We start from the raw sequence: 20915 nt of genomic DNA on the forward strand, positions 1-20915 counted from the left end.
CTCCTGGGTTCATGCCTCGACGCCCTCGGCCGCGAGCAGCGCTCGGGCGACGTCTTCGGTGGTGACGAGCACGTCGAGGTAGCCGCCGCGCAGCGCGCCGAGAATCGCGGGCACCTTGTGCAGGCCGCCGGCGATGCCCACGACGTTGGGGATGCGGCGGAGGTCGTCGACGCCGACCCCGATCCGCCGGGTGTGGAGCGGCAGGTCGAGCACCTCGCCGTTCTCGTCGTAGAACAGGCCGAGGATGTCTCCGACTGCGCCGAGCTTCTGGAACTCGACGAGCTCGTCGTCGGTCACGTAGCCCTTCTGGGCGAGGGTGGCCTGCTCGGCCACGGCGCCGATGCCGATGAGCGCGTGGTCCGCGGCGCGCGAGCGTTCGAGCACGCGCTGCACCACCCCCTCCTTCTGCAGCTCGGCGGCGAGACTCGCCGACGACACCACGATGGGAGCCGGGATCACGGCGTCGGTGTGGCGCGCGGACTTGCCGCGCACCCGGCGCAGGGTCGGCACGTAGGCGTTCACGCCGCCCGTCAGTGTGACCGTGCTGATCTTGGCGGTCTGCTCGACCGGCAGGCGCTCCATGGTGGCCTGCACGGTCTCCCCCCAGCCGATCGCGAGCGTCTGGTCCGACTCGAGCAGGTTCTGCAGGTACTGGGCTCCGCCGCGCGCCAGGCGGCGCGAGACCGAGAAGGCGTCCTGCGTCTCGTCGCCCAGTGCGGGGGGCACCAGCGCCTCGGTGAGGCCGAACGTCTCGCGCAGCTTGCGCCCGATCTGGAAGGCCTCGAAGTGGCTCGAGCCGATGGTGAAGGTCACGATCCCGTTCTGCCGGCTGCGCTCGAGCAGGCGGCCCGCCGTCGCCCGGGAGATCGAGAGCTTCTTGGCCACCTCGTCCTGAGTCAGCTGATCCACGTAGTAGTACCAGGCGGCGCGCAGGATCTGCTCCCGGGTCTCCCAGTTCTCCTCTTCGAGGCTGCCCATGGTCTCGTCCCCTCCCCCAGATTGCTCTGATGTCTCGAATGGCGGTGATGCGGTGAGGGGCGGGGCCCGCCCCTCACCGCGCGGTGCTGCTAGAAGTCGAAGTCGTCGATGTTCTCCGCAGTGAACACCGTACGCTCAGGCATCACGATGATGCCGTTGCCGTCCGCCTCGTAGTCGTAGCCCTGCACCGAGTTGGGCTGCACCTCGAGCTCGCCGAAGCCCTCGACCTCGAACTTGTCGCCGACGTTCAGCTCGGTGCCGTCGAGCAGCATCGACGCCACGTGCACCGACAGCGCGCCCTGCGCCTGCGCGTCCCACAGCGCGAAGCGCTTGAGCGTGCCGTTGTGGATGTACTCCTTCATGGCGTTCGGGGTGGAGAAGCCGACGAGGGTGATGTCGGTGCGGCCCAGGTTCTCGAGCGCCTGAGCGGTGCCCGGCAGGGCGTTCGCGTCGGGGGCGATGATCGCCTTGAGATCGGGGTTGGCGTTGATGAGCGCCTCGGCCTGCTGCACCGCCTGCTCGGTCTGGTTCTCCGAGAAGATCGTGTCGACGACGTCCCACTCGGTCTCGTCCGCGATGATCGACTTCGCCACCTCGGCCCACTGGTTCTGGTCGGTCACGGTGGGGCTCGAGTAGTGGAAGGCCACCTTCGCGGCCTCGTCGGCCGCGATGTCCTCGAGCGTCATGTCGACGAGCAGCTCGCCCAGCTGGTCGGGGGTGCCCTGGCTGATGTAGAACTGGCGGCACTCGGGGTTCACGTCGGAATCCCAGGTGAGCGTCACCACGCCCTGCTCGCGGGCCTTGTCGAGCGACTGGCACAGGCCGTCGGGGGTGGTCGACGACACGATGACCGCGTCGAAGCCCTGGCCGACGTAGGTGTTGATGAGCTCGACCTGCTTCGCGGCCGAGGCCTCGGGCGAGCCGAGGTACTGCACGTCGAGCCCCAGCTCCTCGCCGGCCTCGACGGCACCGGCGCCGCCGGCCTCGAAGAAGCCGACGCCCGTGAGCTTCGGGATGAACGCGATCTGGGCGCCGCTACCGCCGCCCTCGCCGCCCTCGCCGCCGCCCGAGCCGCCGTTCGAGCTGCATCCGGTGAGGGCCACGACGCCCACTGCTGCGACCGCGATGGCCGCCTTCAAACGATTCCGCATCGAATCTCTCCAATCAATCTGTGGCGATCGCTCGCCGTTTCTCTACTTCACACTTCCGACGCGGCAGCTACCGGGGTGCGCGGTCCGTCGACCGCCCCCGCCTGCCTGCGCAGGTTCTCCCGGCGCACGCGGTTGTTCCGCACGCGCTCCGACCAGTTGGCGCTCCACCAGCGCAGGCTCGCGACGGCCACGAGGATGACGCCGGTGAACACGGCGACCTCGTTCTCCGAGAGCCGCGCGAACCGCAGGCCCTGCTGCAGGAAGCCGATCACGAAGGTCGCGACCACCACGCCGAAGATCGATCCCTCGCCCCCGTACATCGACACGCCGCCGATCACCACGAGGGTCAGCACCGGCATGAGCAGCGAGGCCCCGATGTCGGCGCGCGCCGATCCCACGTACGAGGTCAGCAGGATCCCGACGATGCCGGCGGAGAGCGACGTGAGCACGTAGGCGCCCACGATGACGGCGTCGGAGCGGAAGCCCGCGTAGCGCGCGGCGACCGGGTTCGCTCCGATGAGGCGGGCCTGACGGCCGAAGGTCGAGCGGCCGAGCAGCACCGCGAACAGCACGGTGACCACGGCGAAGACGAGCAGCATGTTCGGCAGCCCGAAGGTGCGGCCGCCCGCGATTCCGGTGAACTCGTCGGGCAGGCCGGAGACGCCCTCGAACGAGGAGATGCCGCCCAAGCCCGACGCCGCGAGCGCGAGTCCGGCGAAGAGGAACTGGGTGCCGAGGGTGATGACCATCGGGTTGGCGCGGGTGAGGATGATGAGCAGGCCGTTGACGAGCCCCGCGGCGACCGCGGCGAGCAGACCGATCACGAGCGCGCCCCAGATGCCGACGCCGCTCTTGAAGCTCACACCCATCACGATCGCGCTGAGCGAGGCCACCGAGGCGAAGCTGATGTCGATGCCGCCCGTGATCATCACGATCGCGAGGGGCAGCGCGATGATCCCGAGGTAGATGAAGTCGGACATCGAGAACAGCAGTCGGTTCGGGTCGAGGAACTTCGAGTTGAGCGAGCTGAAGATCACGAGCTCGAGCACCAGCACCCCGATGAGGCCGACCTCCCAGCGTGCGAAGATCTTCAGTCGCGACTGCAGCGCGTTCATGAGCGCACCTCACTTTCGAGCTTCGGATGCCCCTCGGCCGTCTCATCGGCGAGGGCGCTGTAGCGGGCGGCGAGCCGCCGCTTCGAGACGAGGGCGCGCACGCGGGAGTCCGCGAAGAGCGCGGCCAGCAGGATCGCACCGATGACCGTGTCGGACCAGGAGCCGGGGATCCCGAGGAAGCTCAGCGAGCTCGTGGCCGTGCTGATGAAGATCGCACCGAAGACGGCGCCGACCACGGTGCCCACGCCGCCCGTGAGCGAGACGCCGCCGATCACGGCGGCCGCGATGGCCCGCATCTCGATGCCCTGACCGGCCTGGTTGCCGATCGAGCCCACCTGGGCCAGGAACACGAGGGCCGCGGCGCCGGCCAGCAGGCCCGAGATCGTGTAGGCGAGGATCACGATGGTGTTGGTGGAGATGCCGACGAGGTACGCGCCCTCGGCGTTGTCGCCGGTCGCGTAGAAGCTGCGTCCGAACTTGGTGCGGGCCATGAGCAGGGCGAGCGCGGCGATCACCGCGACCGCGATCCAGATGAGGATCGGCACGCCCAGTATCTCGATGCGCCCCACCCGCCGGTAGGCCGCGGGCAGGCTCTCGATCGAGTGGCCTCCGGTGATCAGGAAGGAGATGCCCCGGTAGGCCGCGAGGGTGCCGAGCGTCATCACGATGGAGGGCACGTGGCCGTAGGTGACGCCGATGCCGTTGATCGCACCGAGCACCGCGCCGAGGCCGAGCACCGCGAGCACCGCGACCCAGATGGGGGCGCCGTCGCGCATGAGCATCGCGCCGACGATGCCCGAGAGCGCGAGCGTCGACCCGACCGAGACGTCGATGTTGCGGGTGATGATGACGATCGCGCTGCCGGCCCCGAGCAGGGCGAGGATCACGGTCGAGTTCAGCACCCGGACGAGGTTGGCGGGATCGAGGAAGCTGGAGTGGAACGCGCCGACGATCGCGACGAGCAGCACCACTCCCCCGATCGTGATGATCTCGCGATGCTTCAACAGGGACTTCATGACTGGTTGCCCTCTCTGACCGAACCGAACGAGGCGTCGCGCACCGACCTCAGCGAGATGTCGTCGCCGGCGAGCTCGCCGCGGATGCGGCCGTCGCGCATCACGAGCACGCGGTGGCTCAGGTCGACGACCTCCTCGAAGTCCGAGGAGATGAGCACGACCGCGAGGCCCTCGAGCGCCATGCGATCGATGAGGCGGTAGAGGTCCTCGCGGGCCGCGACGTCGACGCCGCGAGAGGGCTCGTCGAGGATGATGACCGATGGGTTCGAGGCGAGCGCCTTCGCGAGCGACACCTTCTGCTGGTTGCCGCCGGACAGGTTGGCGAGCCGCCGCCTGCGGCTGCCGGCCTGCAGCGAGAGGTCGTTCGCGAAGCGGTCGGTGAGCTCGTTCTCCTTGCGGGTGCTGAGGATGCCGGCGGTGCTCACGCGCTTCAGCACCGAGGCGGTCGTGTTCTCGACCACCGAGGCGATGAGGAAGATGCCGTGCGCGTGGCGATCCTCGGGCACGTAGGCGAGACCCCGCTCGAGCGCTTTGCGCGGCGTCGGGCGCTCGAAGGCCGCGCCGTTCAGGTGCACCGCGCCGGCACCCGGGCGCAGTCCGTACAGGGTCTCGGCCAGCTCGGTGCGCCCGCTGCCGACCACGCCCGCGATCCCGAGCACCTCGCCGGGGTACACCTCGAACGAGACATCGACGAAGCCCTGCCCGCTCATCGACTCGACCGTCATCACCGGTGTGTCGCCGCGATCGAAGGCGGCGCCGCTGTTGCGGCGCTGCTGCAGCTGCGCATCGGGGACCATGGCCTGCACGAGCGCGTCGACGTCGACCTCGGAGGTGTGCGACTGCAGCACCATGTTGCCGTCGCGCAGCACGGTCACACGGTCGCAGAGCTCGAAGATCTCGGACATGCGGTGGCTCACGTAGAAGATGCCGACGCCGCTCGCGGCGAGCTGCCGCAGCTGGGCGAAGAGGCGGTCGACCTCGCGGGCGGTGAGCGCCGCCGTCGGCTCGTCGACGATGAGCAGCCGGGCCTCGCGCAGGATGCCGCGCACCAGCTCGATGAGCTGCTGGTCGGAGATCGACAGCTCGCTCGCGGGCTGCTCGAGGTCGATGGGATGGCCGAGCGATCCGATCACCTCGGAGACCTCGTCGCGGCTCACCTTGCGCGAGCCGAGGGCGAGCACGACGTTCTCGTAGACGGAGAGGTTCGGGAAGAGCTTCGGCTCCTGCGGCACCATGTAGACCGAGTTGGCGTGGGCCGCCTTCGGCGAGAGGTTCTTCACCTCGTTGCCGCCGATGGCGATGCGACCGGCGTCGGGCTCGATGAGGCCGGTGATGGCCTTCATCAACGTCGACTTGCCCGCGCCGTTGCCGCCGACGAGGGCGTGGATCTCGCCCTGGTGCACGTCGATGTTGACGCCGCGCAGCACGGGGTTCCCACCGAACGACTTCCACAGGTCGTCGACCTCGACGACTACGGGACGTTGGGTCAGCGTGTCCGACACTGTCACCTCCACAGCACTGTGAGCGATAATTCACGAGGTGAGCATGCGCTCACCCTCTGACCAGATGATCTTGACACATGCTCACGGTGTAAGCAAATGTAACTTTTCTGATCGTTACCGAAACGTGGCCTCCCGCCCGCACCCTCGCGACACCCCCTGCAGCGCCACGCCTTCCGGCGCACCCCGACGGGCCGGCGCCGGGGTAGCCTGGATCGGTGGCACGCCCCGACCTCTCCCCCGAGCAGCTCGCCGTATACGAGCGCATCGAGCACACCCGCGAGCACGTCTTCGTGACCGGGCGGGCGGGTACCGGCAAGTCGACGATCCTGGGCCACCTGTCGTGGAACACCAGCAAGATCATCGCGGTCTGCGCCCCCACCGGCGTCGCCGCCCTCAATGTGGGCGGCCAGACCATCCACTCGCTGCTGCGCCTCCCCACCGGCATCATCGCCGATCACGACCTCGACCAGCCCGCCGAGCTCAAGAAGATGCTCGCCTCCATCGACACGCTCGTCATCGACGAGATCTCGATGGTCTCGGCCGACCTCATGGACGCGATCGACCGCTCGCTGCGTCTCGCCAGGGGCAAGCGCCACGACCCGTTCGGCGGAGCCCAGATCATCATGTTCGGCGACCCCTTCCAGCTGCCGCCCGTGCCGCCCCGAGACCCCCACGAGCGCGCCTACTTCGCCGACACCTACCGCTCGCTGTGGTTCTTCGACGCGAAGGTCTGGGCCACCACGCCCATGTCGGTGATCGAGCTCAACGAGGTGCACCGGCAGCGCGACGACCGCTTCAAGCAGATCCTCGGAGCGGTGCGCCACGGCGTCGTCGAAGAGGATCAGGCGGCCGAGCTCAACGCGGCGGGCGCGCGCCCCGCGCCCCGCGACGTCATCACGCTCGCCACGACCAACGCCACCGTCAACCGCATCAACGCCGAGCGGCTCGCCGAGATCCGCGGCTCATCGCTGCGCGCCGTCGCCGAGGTCAACGGCGAGTTCAGGGAGAACACCTACCCCGCCGACGAGGTGCTCGAACTCAAACCGGGCGCCCAGGTGATGTTCCTGCGCAACGACTCCGACGGTCGCTGGGTGAACGGCACCATCGGCACGGTCTCCCGCATCGACGGCACCGTGTGGGTCGAGGTCGACCGCGAGGAGTTCGAGGTCGAGCCCACCGTCTGGGAGCGCTACCGCTACCGCTACGACGCCGAGACCAAGAAGCTCGAGAAAGAGGTCGTGGCCGAGTTCGAGCAGTTCCCGCTGCGCCTCGCCTGGGCCGTGACGGTGCACAAATCGCAGGGCCACACCTACGACGCCGCCGNCGAGATCTACACTCTTTCCCTACACGACGCTCTTCCGATCTGAACGGCACCATCGGCACGGTCTCCCGCATCGACGGCACCGTGTGGGTCGAGGTCGACCGCGAGGAGTTCGAGGTCGAGCCCACCGTCTGGGAGCGCTACCGCTACCGCTACGACGCCGAGACCAAGAAGCTCGAGAAAGAGGTCGTGGCCGAGTTCGAGCAGTTCCCGCTGCGCCTCGCCTGGGCCGTGACGGTGCACAAATCGCAGGGCCACACCTACGACGCCGCCGTGATCGACCTCGGCCCCCGCGCCTTCAGCGCCGGCCAGACCTATGTGGCGCTCAGCCGCGTGCGCTCGCTCGACGGGCTCTTCCTGCGGCGCCCGCTGCAGCCGCGCGACGTGATCGTCGACCCCAACGTCGTGAGGTTCTTCGCCGAGCGCCGCAGCCTCGAGAAGGCCTGACCCCGTTCGACGGGCCCGTGCTCGCCGCGGTCGGCTCGCGCAGCCCGGCCGCGGCCTCCGCTCCCGGCTACGCCGCGACGGCGTCGCGCGCCTTGCCGAGGTCGATGAACACGGCCGTGTTGAACGCGTATGCGGCCCGCACCTCGTCGAGCATGCGCGCGCGCTCCTCGTCATCGAGGCCGGCCCCGAGCGCGTCGAGCGCGACCCGGTACTCGTTCTTGAAATCGACGAGCGAGCCCAGCTCCGAGAAGTCGTAGAAGGCGACCCCCTCACGATCCAGGCCGTGCTGCTTCGCGACCCGCTTCGCGATCATCTGGCCGCCGGACAGGTCGCCGAGGTAGCGCGTGTAGTGATGGGCGACGAGGCCGGCGACCCAGCCCTCCTCGGCGATCTCGCGGATGCGCGCGGCGTACGCCGCGGTGGCGGGCACCGCCTCGATGCGCTCGCGCCAATCGTCGCCGATCAGGTGCGCGAGATCGGCCTCGATCGCCGGCATGCGCACGAGCCCCCGCGAGTGGAAGGGGGCGAAGGCGGGATCCGCCGCGAACCGATCGGAGCTCTCCTCGAGCGCCTCGTACATGTAGAAGTGCTGCGCCACGAGATCGATGTAGTCCTGCAGCGAGCCCTTGCCGCGCATGATGTCCTCCATGAAGGTGGCGCCCTCGCTGTCGGAGTGATCCGACCACGAGCTCTCGCGCACCACCGTCGAGAACGGCTTCTCGCCCGACTCGGCGTCGCCCGCCGCGTGGCGCCCGCGCTGCGCGCCCCCGTGATGGTGGGCCCCGTGCGGCGAGGCGCTGCCGTGCTCCTCGCGGGCGGGCACCCCGAGCTTCTCGCAGGCCGACTGGTAGAGCGCGACGACCTCGCGGCGGATCTCGGGGCGCTCCGAGATCGCGCCTCCCGGCCACGGGACCGACACCTCGCGCTCGCCCGACGCGTCGGCCACGAGCCACACGCCGGCCTCGCCCGTCACCCCGACCATGCGGCTCGACACCGCGTCGGGGTAGCCGAACGCGCGGGCGATCAGCAGATTGTCTTCCGGGTGGTCGCCATTCATGTGACCGGTCACTGCGGCGATCACGTCATCTGCAAAGCTCATCACCGTCCCATCTTACTCAGGTAAGCCTTACCTGGGGAGCCCCGGGAACCGCACTCCCAGACTCCCGCACTAGAATCTCATTTGTTCTTTATCGTGTTTCAGCCGAGATTGGCGGTCGAGTTTGATCCCGAGACTTGCACAGCGCTCCCGCTTCGCGGCCATCGCGCTCATCGCGACAGCCGCCCTCGGCCTCACCGCGTGCACCGGCGGATCCGCCGCCTCCCCCTCGGGAGACGTCGCCACCCTCGATCAGGGCCTCTCGGCCGGCATCGACGAGGCGATCGCGACCGCGATGCAGCAGAGCGGATCGACCGAAGCCGTCGTGGGGGTGTGGTCCGGTGAGAACGCGTACGTGCGGGGCTACGGCGACGGCGTCGACGGCAAGACCCTGATCCGCGGCGCCCAGGCCACGCAGCCGGTCATGTGCGCGCTGCTGCTCGACCTCGTCGAAGACGGCACGGTGAAGCTCGGCCGCCTCGTCGAGAAAGATCTGACCCGCCAGTCGGGCCTCGACGAGGTCACCTACGGCCAGCTCTGCGAGATGACCTCCGGGATCGCCGACTACAAGGCCGGCCTCGCCGACATCTTCGTCAACAACCCCACCCGCCCCTGGCCCGAGCAGGAGCTCATCGCCCAGGGCCTCACGGACTCGCCGCTCCCGTGGCCCGGGCTCGACGTGAACGTCTCCGACACCAACGCGCTCATCCTCTCCCGCGCGCTGCACGTCAAGACCGGAGACGACATCTCCGAACTGCTGAAGAGCCGCGTCTTCGAGCCGGCGGGCATGGGCTCCAGCTACTACCCCGCGCTCACGAGCACCACCATCGGCGGCGACACACTGGCGGGACTCGCCTACCCCTCCAACGGGGGCGCACCCGTCTGCGAGGCCGGAGCCGTCGAGAAGCCCGAGGTGTCGCCCTCCATGCTCGGCGGGGCCGGCGGCACGGTCACCACCGTGACCGACCTCAAGAACTTCTACGAGCACTACCTCGACGGCGCCTTCGGGGGCGAGGCCGCGCAGCAGGTCACGCAGACCGCTCCACTGCAGAACCCCGAGCGCGACGCCGAGGGCACCCCGACCGGCGAGCCCGACGAGGCCGGCCCCCAGTGGGCGTTCGGCATGGACAAGGTGGGCCCGCTCTACGGCCGCAGCGGGGCCATCACCGGCACGCTGACCGCCGCTTACCACGATCCCGAGTCCGGGTTCTCCGTGGTCGTCGCCCTCAACAACTCGTCGGCAGGCGCCGGTTTCGTGAAGACGCTCGCGTTCGAACTCGCCGCGCTCTCGTCCGAGGCGGGCGCCGGACCGGAGCTTCCGTGGACCGCCGCCGACCAGGCCGGCCTGCTCGCGCAGGCCGCCATCTGCCAGGCCGCACCCGAGGCCGAGGCCGCCGAATAGGGCGCCCGGCGAGCGCCCCGCGCCCTGCTATAGTTGGTGCGGCGCCATCGCCCTGGGATCGTCGTCTAATGGTAAGACATCAGCTTCCCAAGCTGAGAACGCGGGTTCGATTCCCGTCGGTCCCTCCACTCCTGAAGGCCCGCCCCCGGCGGGCCTTCCCCCATTCCAGGACCTCCGGCAATCCCCGAGAACCCGGAACCGCGGCCGAGGCGGCCGCTTCGACGCGCGGACCGCGCAGACAGCCCCTCCCCGAGATGGGAGAATGGTGCTCATGTCTTCACGCGCACACTCCGCACACACGCCGCTCGAGATCGGCGAGACGATCGAGCTCGACGTCACCGGCATCGCCCACGGCGGGGTGAGCGTCGCCCGGCACGAGGGGCGCGTGGTGTTCGTCGCCGACGCGATCCCGGGCGAGCGGGTGCGCGCCCGGGTGACCGACGCGAAGAAGAAGTCGTTCGCCCGCGCGACGACGGTCGAGGTGCTCGACGCGTCAGAGGATCGCCGCGACCACGTCTGGGCCGAGGCCGCGCTCGATCGCGACCCCGAGGATCGTGCGGGCGGTGCCGAGTTCGGCCACATCTCGCCGGAGCGCCAGCGCGCGCTCAAGGCCGAGGTGCTGACCGACGCGATGCGGCGCTTCGGCGACGTCGAGCTCGCCGCCGAGGAGGGCGAGGATCTCGCCGAGGCGCTGGCCGAACTGGTCGAGCCGGCGCCCGGCGACGAGCAGACGGGCGGCCTCGGCTACCGTACGCGCGTGCGGCTGCACGTCGACGCCGAGACCGGCGCCGTCGGGCCCTACGCGGCGCGCAGCCGTCGTGTGATCCCGGTCGAGTCGCTGCCGCTCGCCACCGAGGGTATCGCGCAGATCGCGCCTCTCGGCGAGTCGATGCCGGGTGCCGCGACGGTCGACCTCATCGACCCGGCCGCCGACGACCCCCGCATGCTGCTCGGACTCACCGAAGAGAAGACGCGGGCAGGTGAGAACGACACGATCCGGGAGCTGGTCGAGGATCGCGGCTTCCTGGTGCGCGCCGGCGGCTTCTGGCAGGTGCATCGCCAGGCGCCGGCAGTGCTGTTCACCGCAGTGCGCGACGCGATCCTCGATCTGATCGACGACGGCCGCTTCGATCCTGCGGCGGGCAACCTCGATCTCTACGGCGGCGCCGGCCTGCTGGCCGCCGCGATGGCGGAGGCCGCCGGGCCCGCGCTCAAGGTGACCACGGTCGAGGCTGACGCCGGCGCGACCGACGACGCGGCCGAGAACCTGTCGGAGCTGGTGGGCGCGCTCGCCCTCACGGCTCGCGTGGACCGGCACCTGGCCGAGCTGCTGCAGGCCTCGGCGCCGGTGCGGGATCGACTGCGCCGCGGCACGGTGGTGCTGGATCCGCCCCGCTCGGGCGCGGGCGGCGGGGTGACGGGTCAGATCGCCGAGCTCGCCCCGGCGAACATCGTGTACGTGGCCTGCGACCCGGTCGCGCTCGCCCGCGACACGAAGACGCTGCGCGAGTCGGGGTACGAGCTCACAGGGCTGCGGGCGTTCGACATCTTCCCGCACACGCACCACTTCGAGACGCTGGCGACGTTCCAGCGGGCGTAGCGGCGGGGCCGGTCGGGCTCGATCCCGACCCTCGCCCGCTGCGCGGCCGGCTTCGCAGCCCGGGCTTGGGTTATCGCACCCGCACCACGCCGGTCATCTCGGGGTGCACGGAGCAGTCGTATTCGAAGTCGCCCGCCTCGTCGAAGACGTGGGTGTAGCTGCCCTCGTGCATGAGCTCGCTCACGAAACTGCCGTCAGCGGCGACCACGTCGTGCTCGGCGGTGCCCTCGAACACCCAGCGCACGGCCGAACCCGGAGCGATCTCGACCTCGGCGGGCTCGAAGCGGTTGTCGACGGCGTGCACGGTCACATCGGGTTCGGCGTCGTCGGAGGGCACGGGATCGGGCTTCGACGGCGAGCACCCCGTCAGGGAGGCGAGCGCCCCGACCCCGACGGCTCCGAGCACGCCGCCGATCGCTCCGCGGCGGGTGATCTCTGGGATTTCGCGGGACACGGTGAGCTCCTGGGGTCGAGGCGAGGGGGGTACGCGGCGACGGACGCGGCCGTCGACGGCGGGAGGGGCGGGCCCGGCTCAGTGGCGGTGCAGGGCCCGGGCGGCGTCGGTGATGGCGCCGGTCATCGACGGGTAGACGGCGAACGCCGAGGCGACCTGATCGACGGTGAGGCGGTGCTCGACGGCGAGCGCGAGGGAGAAGATGAGCTCGCTGGCGCGGTGGGCGACGATGACCCCGCCGATCACGGTGCCGGAGGCCTTCCACGCGAAGAGTTTCACGAAGCCGTCGGTGAAGCCGATCATCTTCGCCCGGGGGTTCACGTTGAGCGGCACGGTGTGGGTGACGTGCTGGGCGAGCCCCTCGGACTCGGCGAGGGTGCGCTCGTTCCAGCCCACCGTCGCGATCTCGGGGTAGGTGAACACGTTGGCGGCGACGTTGCGCAGGTCGATCGGGCGCACGAAGTCGCCGAGCGCGTGCATGATCGCGGTGCGGCCCTGCATGGACGCGACCGACGCCAGCGGGAAGAAGTCGGTGCAGTCGCCAGCGGCGTAGACCGAGGGCACGCCCGTGCGCGCCACCTTGTTGACCCGGATGTGCCCGCTCTCGGTGAGCTGCACGCCCGCCTCTTCGAGGCCGAGGCCGCGGGTGTTCGGGATCGACCCGACCGCCATGAGGCAGTGCGAGCCCTCGATGGTGCGCCCGTCCGAGAGGGTGACGAGCACGCCGGTATCGGTGCGCACGACCGAGTCGGCGCGCGACTTCGACATGACGTTCATGCCGAGGCGCTTGAACTCGCGCTCGATCACCGCGGCGGCGTCGGGGTCCTCGCCGGGCAGCACCTGCTCGCGGCTCGAGACGAGGGTGACCTCTGCGCCGAGCGTGCGGTAGGCGTTGGCGAACTCGGCGCCGGTGACGCCCGACCCCACCACCACGAGGTGCTCGGGGATGGCGGGCAGGTCGTAGAGCTGCTTCCAGGTGAGGATGCGCTCGCCGTCGGGTTTCGCGGAGTCGAGTTCGCGGGGGCTGGATCCCACGGCGACGACGATGGTGTCGGCCTCGACGCGGTCGAAGTCGGTGCCGCCGTCGCCCGCGGCGGTCGAGACGAGCACGGCCCCGGGGCCGTCGAGGCGGCCCTCGCCCTGCACGACGCGCACGCCGGCGCTCTCGAGGCTGTGCAGCATGTCGACGGACTGCGCGCCGGCCATGGCGAGCAGGCGCTTGTTGACCGCGGCGAGATTGACGGCGATCTCGGGGCGCACGGGCTTGCCGTCGCCGCCGGGCACGAAGGCCTGCACGCCCAGTCGGCCGGAGTCGCGCACGGCCTGCACGCCTCCGGCGGTCGCGATGAGGCTCTTCGAGGGCACGACGTCGGTGAGTACCGCCGCCCCGCCCACGCCGGCGCGCTCGATCAGGGTGACCTCGGCGCCGAGCTGGGCGCCCGCGAGCGCCGCTTCGTATCCGCCGGGGCCGCCGCCGAGCACGGCGATCCGATGCTTCCGTTCATACGCTTTCGCCATGCCTCCATCCTAGGCTCTGCGGCCGGCGCCCGCGTCGCCGTCGGAGCCGTCAGGGCCGCCTCCGCAGGGCTTCGGGAACCACCGCGACGGTCTCTCCCGCCACCTGCGGAATAGTGACGGAATCAGTCTGAAAACGGGGGAAACCGTTGCGAACGAACGCCTCCTCTGCTGTTCGCCGCCGAGTACGTTCTCGGGCATTCGCAACGCTCTAGGATCGTTGAAGCGCGGCGACTGGGCACCGCTGGAACGACGAGGTTTGGGAAGGACGACTGCACATGACGAGGTTCGAGCACGGGATCCCCCTCGATGAGTCGTCCGATCGCGCTGCCTCGGGCGTCTCGCGGCTGCCGCGCAGCGCCGGATCCTCCGCCCTCGAGCGCGACCCCGGCATGCCGTCGAGCACCTGGCGGCTGCGCAGCGACGCGTGGGAGTACCTGCGCTTCGCGGTGAAGCGGCTCGCGCTGGGCGGCGAGGACGCCGAGGCGCTCGCGAGCGACAGCGAGATCCACCGCAATCTCCGGGCGCTCGAGACGATGGAGATGTACTGGGCGGGCTTCGGGCAGCGCTACGTGCGCGGCATCGGCGAGCTGCTCGAGGCCGGCGACTACCGGATCGCCCTGGATCGCATCGGCCGCGTCGTCAACCGGCTGCGGGGCGACACCGTGCCCGACGAGCCGCGCGACGAGCACCTCGACGAGCAGGAGCGGGCCGAGCTGGCCGCCGACGCCGACCCCCGCCCGCGCTTCGAGGTGCTCGTGGTCGACGAGACCACCCCCGCCGACCGCGACGCGATGCGCTCCGAGGCGCTGCGCCTGCGCGGCGCCGCCGACGCGTTCGTCTACGAGTTCGTGGTGGTGCCCTCGGCCGACGACGCCGTCGCGGCGGTGCTCACGAACCCCAACATCCTCGCCTGCGTGGTGCGACCCGGCTTCAGCGACCGCACCCGGCAGCGACTGAGCCGCGACCTGGTCGAGACGATCCGCCTGGCCCGCTCCCAGGTGAGCACCGGTCACACCTCCGAACGCTCCTCGCTCGCGTCGGTGCAGCGCGTGCTCGGCCTCGCCGACACCCTCGCCGCGATCCGCCCCGAACTCGACCTGTACCTCATGGCGGGCGCGCACATCGAGGATCTCGCGGGAGCGCTCACGCGCCGCTTCCGGCGGGTGTTCCGACGCGAGGATCAGCTCGAGCTGCACCTCTCGCTGCTGCGCCGCGTCTCCCACCTCTACGACACCCCCTTCTTCTCGGCCATCCAGGATCACGCCCGCCGCCCCGTCGGCGTCTTCCACGCCCTGCCGATCGCCCGCGGCGGCTCCGTGGTCAACTCGAAGTGGATCCGCGACCTCGTCGACTTCTACGGCCTCAACCTGCTGCTCGCCGAGACGAGCGCCACCTCGGGCGGCCTCGACTCGCTGCTCGCGCCCACGGGCGCGATCAAGAAGGCGCAGGATCTCGCCGCGCGCGCCTTCGGCGCGAAGCACTCCTTCTTCGTCACGAACGGCACCTCCACCGCCAACAAGATCGTGCACCAGGCGCTCGTCGGCCCCGGCGACGTCGTGCTCGTCGACCGCAACTGCCACAAGTCGCACCACCACGCCATGATGCTGACCGGCGGCCGCGCCGCCTACCTCGAGGCGTACCCGCTCAACGACTTCGCCTTCTACGGCGCCGTGCCGCTCGACCGCATCAAGCAGCTGCTGCTCGACTACCGCGCCGCAGGCCGCCTCGACGAGGTGCGCATGGTGACGCTCACCAACTGCACCTTCGACGGCATCGTCTACGACCCCGAGCGGGTCATGGCCGAGTGCCTGGCGATCAAACCCGACCTCGTGTTCCTGTGGGACGAGGCCTGGTTCGCGTTCGCCGCCTTCCACCCCGTGACCCGACGGCGCACCGCGATGGCGTCGGCGAAGAACCTTGAGGAGCGGCTCAGGACCTCGGCGCACGCGGCCGCCCACCGCGCTCAGCAGCAGCGGCTCTACGACGCCGACGGCACGCCGGCCGCCGACGAGGTGTGGCTCGAGGAACGCCTGATCCCGAGCCCCGACGCCCGCATCCGCGTCTACGCCACCCACTCCACCCACAAGACGCTCACCGCGCTGCGGCAGGGATCGATGATCCACGTCTACGATCAGGACTGGGTGCGCGAGGCCGAGGAGCCCTTCCACGAGGCGTTCATGACGCACACGTCGACCTCGCCCAACTACCAGATCCTCGCCTCCCTCGACCTGGGGCGCCGGCAGGTCGAGCTCGAGGGCTTCAACCTGGTGCAGCGCCAGCTCGATCTCGCCACCAGCCTGTCGCAGTCGATCGCGAGGCACCCGCTGTTGCGCCGCACCTACCGCGTGCTCACCGCGAACGAGCTGATCCCCGCGGGGCACCGGGAGACTCGGCGTCCCATGCCGCTGCGCGACGGCCTCGCCTCGATGTGGCAGGCGTGGGCGGCCGACGAGTTCGTGATCGACCCGTCGCGGGTGACCGTCGAGATCACCCGCACGGGCGTCGACGGCGACACCTTCAAGCACGAGCACCTCATGAACCGCTACGGCATCCAGGTCAACAAGACCAGCCGCAACACGGTGCTCTTCATGACGAACATCGGCACCACCCGCAGCGCGATCGCCTACCTCATCGAGGTGCTCGTGAAGCTCGCGGAGCGTTTCGAAGAGGATCGGGCGCAGCTCGATCCCGAGCTCGCCCAGGCCGCTCTCGCCGCCGAGGCCCCGATGCCGCCGCTGCCCGACTTCAGCGCCTTCGCCCCGGGTTACGACGCCCCGGGGCTGCCCGACGGCGACGTGCGCACCGCGTTCTTCCGCGGGCAGCAGCGACGGCACATCGAGCACGTGCCGCCCGGCGAGCTGCGCGAGCGCGTCGACCGCGGCGAGCAGCCCGTGTCGGCGGGATTCGTCACGCCCTACCCGCCCGGCTTCCCCGTGCTCGTGCCCGGCCAGATCATCACCGCGGAGGTGCTCGACTTCATGGCCGTGCTCGACACCCGCGAGATCCACGGCTACGACCCGCGACGCGGTTACCGAGTGCTGCGCGCCGAATAGGCTGGTGGGCATGAACCACGCGCAGGATCACGCAGCATCCATCGACGGCCCCGCGGCGCTCGCGGCCGAGGCCGCCGCCGCCATCGCCCGGCTGACGGGCGTCGATCGGCACGACATCGGCCTCACCCTCGGCAGCGGCTGGGGCAAGGCCGCCGATGTGATCGGCGAGACCGTCGCCGTGATCCCGGCCGAGCAGGTGCCCGGCTTCCACGTCTCGGGCGTGCCCGGGCACTCGGGCACGCTGCGCTCGATCCGCCTCGCGAGCGGCAAGCACGCGCTCGTGATCGGGGCGCGCACCCACTTCTACGAGGGTCGCGGCGTGCGCGCCGTCGTGCACGGCGTGCGCACCGCGGCGGCGGCCGGTGCGGCGACCATGATCCTCACGAACGGGGCGGGCGGCATCGATCCCGCATTCAGGGCGGGCGAGCCGGTGCTCATCTCGGATCACCTCAACCTCACCGCCGCGTCGCCCGTCGAGGGCGCCGACTTCATCGATCTCACCGACCTCTACGCGTCTCGGCTGCGCGATCTCGCCCGCGAGGTCGAGCCGGCGCTGCAACAGGGCGTCTACGTGCAGCTGCCCGGGCCGCACTACGAGACCCCGGCCGAGATCCACTACCTGCGGGTGGTCGGCGGGCAGATCGTGGGCATGTCGACCGCGCTCGAGGCGATCGCGGCACGGCAGGCCGGCATGGAGGTGCTCGGGCTCTCGCTCATCACCAACCCGGCCGCGGGCATGGGCGATCCGCTGAGCCACGAGGAGGTGCTCGCCGAGGGCAGGGCCGCCGAGCCGCGTCTCGCCGAGCTGCTCTCCCGCGTCGTCGCGCGACTGTAGGCCGCGCTCGTCGCCTCCCGGCTCGAGGGGCTCGGCGGGGCTTCGAGGGCGCGCACGTCGTGCAACGGGTCCCGGCCCGTTCAGATGGTTCTCGGCCGCTTCGCCCGAGCGGGGTCGGACTCGCCGCACGAGAGGCGGGGCGCCGGATCGCATACGTTCGTACGATCCGCGCCCCGTTTTCGTTGGGAACGTCTGCCGCCGGCGCCCCCGCCCTGCGGATAGGCTGAACAGCGTTGCAGGCAGAGCCGCCACTCGAAGGAGAGAATATGCAGTCGGTCGACGTCGTGGTCATCGGCGCCGGGTTCGCGGGCCTCGTGGCCTCGCGCGAACTCGGCCGGGCAGGGTTCGAGGTGGTGACGCTCGAGGCGCGGGACCGCATCGGCGGCCGCACCTGGACCGACCACCGCCTCGGCCACGACCTCGAGATGGGTGCGAACTGGATCCACTGGGTGCAGCCGCACGTGTGGGCCGAGGCCACCCGCTACGGCCGCGAGATCGTGCGCAGCCCGGCCGCCGAGGAGGCGTACTGGCACGGCGCCGACGGCACGCCGCGCAAGGGCGACCTCGCCGAGTTCATGGCGCTCATCGACGAGGGCCAGCAGCTGGTGATCGACGACGTGCGCGAGGCGATGCCTCGCGGCACCGAGCCCACGACGGGGCACATCCAGGAGCTCGACGCGCTGAGCATCCAGGACCGCTTCGACGCGCTCGACCTCGACCCCGAGGCGCGCGCCGCGAACGAGTCGGTGTGGGTGGGGCACGTGAACGCGCCCCTCGACCAGGTCGGCCTGTCGAGCGCGCTGCGCTGGGTGTCCGCCACCGGCGGCCACTGGCAGCTCATGCACGAGGCGTCGGCCACCTTCCGGGTGGTCGACGGGATGCGCGGCTTCACGGACCGGATCGCGGCCGACGTGCCGGGCGAGATCCGACTGAACACGACGGTCGTGTCGGTGACGCAGGAGGATGCGGGATCCGACGCGCACGCGGTCGTCGAGACCGGGGACGGCACGCGGATCCGCGCACGCCGCGTCGTGAGCACCCTGCCGGTCAACGCCGTCACGGGTATCCGCTTCGATCCGCCCCTGCCCGACGCCTGGCAGCGCCAGAGCGCCGAGACCGTCGCCTCGCAGGGCACGAAGGTGTGGATCCGCGCCGAGGGGCACCTGCCGAGATTCTTCGCCTACGCCAGCCAGCACCACCCGCTGTCGGTGCTCAAGGCCGAGTTCTACTGCAGCGACGAGCGCGGCGACTACACGATCCTCGTCGGGTTCGGCCCCGAGCACGGCCGCATCGACGTCGACGACCTCGCGGGTGTGCAGGCGGCCGTCGACGCCTTCCGGCCCGGCATCGAGGTCACCGAGGCCACCGCTCACGACTGGATGACCGACCCGCTCGCCCGCAACACCTGGATGACCCACCGCCCCGGTCAGCTCACCCGCGACCTCGAGGAGCTGCAGCAGCCCGCCGGCGTCGTGCACTTCGCCACGACCGACAATGCGAATCTCTGGGGCGGCTTCATCGACGGTGCGATCGAGAGCGGCCTGCGCGAAGCCCGACGCGTCGCCGAAGCCCTCGAGCGCAGCTGAGCGCGAGGACGCCGAGCGCGAGGGCAGCGCCCGGCGCCGTCGCGGCCGCTCCCGTGTCTCGGGGCTCACCCGTGTTTCGGACCGAGACGTGGGAATCGATCCGAAACACGGGTGAGGTCCGAAGCTCCGGTGACTCCGGGACACCGGGTCCGCCGGAAGCGGTCACCCCTCGAAGACGACGCGCCCCTCGACGACGGTGAGGCGGATCGGCACCTCGGGCAGCTCGTCGGGGGTCGCCGCGACCGGGTCGGCGCCCCAGACCGTCAGGTCGGCGACCGCCCCCGGGGCGAGCACGCCGCGATCCTGGTGCCCGCGCGCCCGGGCGGGCCACAGGGTGTAGGCGAGCAGCGCCTCCTCGCCGCTCAGCCGCTGCGCGGGCTCGAAGACGTGCGCCGAGGCGTCGCCGGGCGTGTGCCGGCCGCGCGCCCACGCCATGCCGAGCCGCGGGTCGTACTGCGCGACGGGCCAGTCCGAGCCGAGCACGAGGGTGACGCCCGCGTCGAGCACGTCGCGCACCCGGTATCCGGTCTCGTCCCGGCCCTCGCCGAGCCGGGCGGCCCACCCGTCGCTGTGATCGGCGGCGCGCCACTGCATGTGCAGCGGCTGCATCGAGGCGGTCACGCCCGAGGCGGGGCCGTCGCCGTTCGCGAGCTCGCGCAGCTGCTCGATGTCGGCATCGGCGAGCACTTCGAGGTGCTCGACGGAGTGGAAGGGCAGTCCCTCGCGCGGAGGCAGCGAGGCGTAGACGTCGAGCACGCGGCTCACGGCGTAGTCGCCGACGGCGTGCGTGGCGATCAGCATGCCGGCGTCGTGATAGGCCCGCACCACTTCGGCGTAGCGCTCCCACGAGGGCCAGAACGGCGCGCGCCCGTCGCCGCAGGTGTCGGGGGCGTGCAGCCAGGCGGTGCCGGTGTCGATCACGCCGTCGCTGAAGAGCTTGATGGCGCCGGTCTGCCAGAGACGGCCGCGGCGGTCCTTCGCGGCGATGACGCGGGCCACGTCGTCGTCGGTGTCGCCGACGGCGTGCCAGTGGTGCACGGTGACGCGGTGGTCGAGTTCGCCCCGCGCCTCGAGCTCGGCGAGCAGTTCGACGGTGCGATCCTTGCCGTCCATGATGGCTCCGCCGGTGAGGCCGGCCGTGGCGAGCCGCCGGAACATGTCGCGCAGCGCATCGCGCTCGTCGTCGTGCGACGGCTTGGGCGCGGCGTCGAAGAGCAGGTTGTAGGCGGTGGGCTCGCGCAGCTCGCCGGTGGGCGTGCCGTCGGCGTCGACCACGATCTCGCTGGCGTCGTCGAAGTCGCGGGCGCCGGTGATGCCGGCGGCGGCGAGCGCGGGGGCGGTGGCGAGGGCGGTGTGCAGGTCGTAGCAGATGAGCGCGACGGGGCGGCCGGGGGCGGCGTCCTCGAGCAGTTCGCCGCGCATGCCGCCCGGTTCGCCGGCGCCGTGCTCGAACGGCTCGTACTCGAGGTTCCAGCCGCGCAGCCAGGCGCCCTCGGGCAGCCGCTCGTGCTCGGCCGCGATCGCGGCGCGCAGTTCGTCGACCGTGCCGAGCCCGCCGAGGTCGATGCCTGCGGTGAGATCTGCGGCCCAGTGGGGGTGGGTGTGCCCGTCGAAGAGACCGGGGGTGACGGTGGCGCCCGCGACGTCGCGCACCTCGATGCCGGCCTCGGCGGCGGCGTCACGGATCGAGTCGTCGCCGCCGAGAGCGGCGATGCGGCCGTCTCGGACGAGGATCGCGGTGGCGTCCGAGTGGGCGCCGGTGTTGGTGCGCAGGCGCGCCCCGACGATGGCGAGGTCTGCTGCGGTGGGGGAGGTCTGCATGCGGCTCCTTCGATGTGGGT

At 70.9% G+C, this 20915-nt stretch carries 14 protein-coding genes and 1 tRNA gene; 6 read left to right on the plus strand and 9 right to left on the minus strand.

The genetic code is table 11. The features are described 5' to 3' along the window. Window positions 1-9: 9 nt before the first annotated feature. The 6 genes from H490_RS23070 to H490_RS31685 all read right to left on the minus strand — a co-directional run bounded on the left by H490_RS23070 (window position 10) and on the right by H490_RS31685 (window position 8629). Window positions 10-978, minus strand: coding sequence for a sugar-binding transcriptional regulator (locus tag H490_RS23070; protein ID WP_017883825.1), 969 nt, complete (start codon window positions 976-978; stop codon window positions 10-12). A gap of 89 nt (window positions 979-1067) precedes the next feature. Next, window positions 1068-2129 (minus strand): autoinducer 2 ABC transporter substrate-binding protein LsrB, encoded by a 1062-nt coding sequence (lsrB, locus tag H490_RS23075; RefSeq protein WP_081611633.1) that lies wholly within the window; start codon window positions 2127-2129, stop codon window positions 1068-1070. Window positions 2130-2176: 47 nt separating this feature from the next. Further along, complete coding sequence (locus H490_RS23080; RefSeq protein WP_017883827.1) at window positions 2177-3244, minus strand: ABC transporter permease; 1068 nt, start codon at window positions 3242-3244, stop codon at window positions 2177-2179. Beyond that, entirely contained in the window at window positions 3241-4260 is a 1020-nt protein-coding gene (locus H490_RS23085) for an ABC transporter permease (protein ID WP_017883828.1), read from the minus strand. The genes H490_RS23080 and H490_RS23085 overlap by 4 nt, the downstream gene beginning before the upstream one ends. Beyond that, complete coding sequence (locus H490_RS23090; RefSeq protein ID WP_017883829.1) at window positions 4257-5762, minus strand: sugar ABC transporter ATP-binding protein; 1506 nt, start codon at window positions 5760-5762, stop codon at window positions 4257-4259. The genes H490_RS23085 and H490_RS23090 overlap by 4 nt, the downstream gene beginning before the upstream one ends. A gap of 1835 nt (window positions 5763-7597) precedes the next feature. Beyond that, window positions 7598-8629, minus strand: a complete 1032-nt coding sequence (locus H490_RS31685; protein WP_202950831.1) for a biliverdin-producing heme oxygenase — start codon at window positions 8627-8629, stop codon at window positions 7598-7600. Window positions 8630-8750: 121 nt separating this feature from the next. Here H490_RS31685 and H490_RS23095 point away from each other — a divergent pair, with 121 nt between their 5' ends. The 3 genes from H490_RS23095 (at window position 8751) to H490_RS23105 (ending at window position 11628) form a co-directional block, all read left to right on the plus strand. Further along, window positions 8751-10028, plus strand: coding sequence for a serine hydrolase domain-containing protein (locus H490_RS23095; RefSeq protein WP_017883831.1), 1278 nt, complete (start codon window positions 8751-8753; stop codon window positions 10026-10028). Window positions 10029-10082: 54 nt separating this feature from the next. Then, a tRNA-Gly gene (locus H490_RS23100) sits at window positions 10083-10156 on the plus strand. A gap of 134 nt (window positions 10157-10290) precedes the next feature. Then, complete coding sequence (locus H490_RS23105) at window positions 10291-11628, plus strand: class I SAM-dependent RNA methyltransferase (protein WP_017883832.1); 1338 nt, start codon at window positions 10291-10293, stop codon at window positions 11626-11628. A 70-nt stretch (window positions 11629-11698) separates the two neighbouring features. On the opposite strand, the gene H490_RS23110 is transcribed toward H490_RS23105, so the two are convergent. Both H490_RS23110 and H490_RS23115 read right to left on the minus strand, forming a co-directional pair. Further along, window positions 11699-12082: a cupredoxin domain-containing protein gene (locus H490_RS23110; RefSeq protein ID WP_017883833.1), complete on the minus strand. Its 384-nt coding sequence runs from the start codon at window positions 12080-12082 to the stop codon at window positions 11699-11701. Window positions 12083-12160: 78 nt separating this feature from the next. Further along, entirely contained in the window at window positions 12161-13600 is a 1440-nt protein-coding gene (locus H490_RS23115; RefSeq protein WP_017883834.1) for an NAD(P)H-quinone dehydrogenase, read from the minus strand. A 275-nt stretch (window positions 13601-13875) separates the two neighbouring features. Between H490_RS23115 and H490_RS23120 the strand changes: the two genes are divergently transcribed. The 3 genes from H490_RS23120 (at window position 13876) to H490_RS23130 (ending at window position 19074) form a co-directional block, all read left to right on the plus strand. After that, complete coding sequence (locus H490_RS23120) at window positions 13876-16653, plus strand: aminotransferase class I/II-fold pyridoxal phosphate-dependent enzyme (protein ID WP_017883835.1); 2778 nt, start codon at window positions 13876-13878, stop codon at window positions 16651-16653. Between the two features lie 10 nt (window positions 16654-16663). Next, window positions 16664-17488: a purine-nucleoside phosphorylase gene (locus tag H490_RS23125; protein ID WP_031289953.1), complete on the plus strand. Its 825-nt coding sequence runs from the start codon at window positions 16664-16666 to the stop codon at window positions 17486-17488. 266 nt (window positions 17489-17754) lie between these two features. Next, window positions 17755-19074 (plus strand): flavin monoamine oxidase family protein, encoded by a 1320-nt coding sequence (locus H490_RS23130; RefSeq protein WP_017883837.1) that lies wholly within the window; start codon window positions 17755-17757, stop codon window positions 19072-19074. Window positions 19075-19236: 162 nt separating this feature from the next. Here the strand turns inward: H490_RS23130 and H490_RS23135 are convergent, their stop codons facing one another. After that, window positions 19237-20895, minus strand: coding sequence for an amidohydrolase (locus H490_RS23135; RefSeq protein WP_017883838.1), 1659 nt, complete (start codon window positions 20893-20895; stop codon window positions 19237-19239). Window positions 20896-20915 lie beyond the last annotated feature (20 nt).

Source organism: Leucobacter sp. UCD-THU (assembly GCF_000349545.1).
GTDB classification, from domain to species: domain Bacteria; phylum Actinomycetota; class Actinomycetes; order Actinomycetales; family Microbacteriaceae; genus Leucobacter; species Leucobacter muris.

Excerpts from the sequence above, each read along its gene's own strand:
- H490_RS31685 (WP_202950831.1), bottom strand. The coding sequence starts at position 8,629 with ATGAGCTTTGCAGATGACGTGATCGCCGCAGTGACCGGTCACATGAAT.
- H490_RS23080 (WP_017883827.1), bottom strand. The coding sequence starts at position 3,244 with ATGAACGCGCTGCAGTCGCGACTGAAGATCTTCGCACGCTGGGAGGTC.
- H490_RS23125 (WP_031289953.1), top strand. The coding sequence starts at position 16,664 with ATGAACCACGCGCAGGATCACGCAGCATCCATCGACGGCCCCGCGGCG.
- H490_RS23130 (WP_017883837.1), top strand. The coding sequence starts at position 17,755 with ATGCAGTCGGTCGACGTCGTGGTCATCGGCGCCGGGTTCGCGGGCCTC.
- H490_RS23085 (WP_017883828.1), bottom strand. The coding sequence starts at position 4,260 with ATGAAGTCCCTGTTGAAGCATCGCGAGATCATCACGATCGGGGGAGTG.
- H490_RS23115 (WP_017883834.1), bottom strand. The coding sequence starts at position 13,600 with ATGGCGAAAGCGTATGAACGGAAGCATCGGATCGCCGTGCTCGGCGGC.
- H490_RS23105 (WP_017883832.1), top strand. The coding sequence starts at position 10,291 with ATGGTGCTCATGTCTTCACGCGCACACTCCGCACACACGCCGCTCGAG.
- H490_RS23135 (WP_017883838.1), bottom strand. The coding sequence starts at position 20,895 with ATGCAGACCTCCCCCACCGCAGCAGACCTCGCCATCGTCGGGGCGCGC.
- H490_RS23120 (WP_017883835.1), top strand. The coding sequence starts at position 13,876 with ATGACGAGGTTCGAGCACGGGATCCCCCTCGATGAGTCGTCCGATCGC.
- lsrB (WP_081611633.1), bottom strand. The coding sequence starts at position 2,129 with ATGCGGAATCGTTTGAAGGCGGCCATCGCGGTCGCAGCAGTGGGCGTC.
- H490_RS23070 (WP_017883825.1), bottom strand. The coding sequence starts at position 978 with ATGGGCAGCCTCGAAGAGGAGAACTGGGAGACCCGGGAGCAGATCCTG.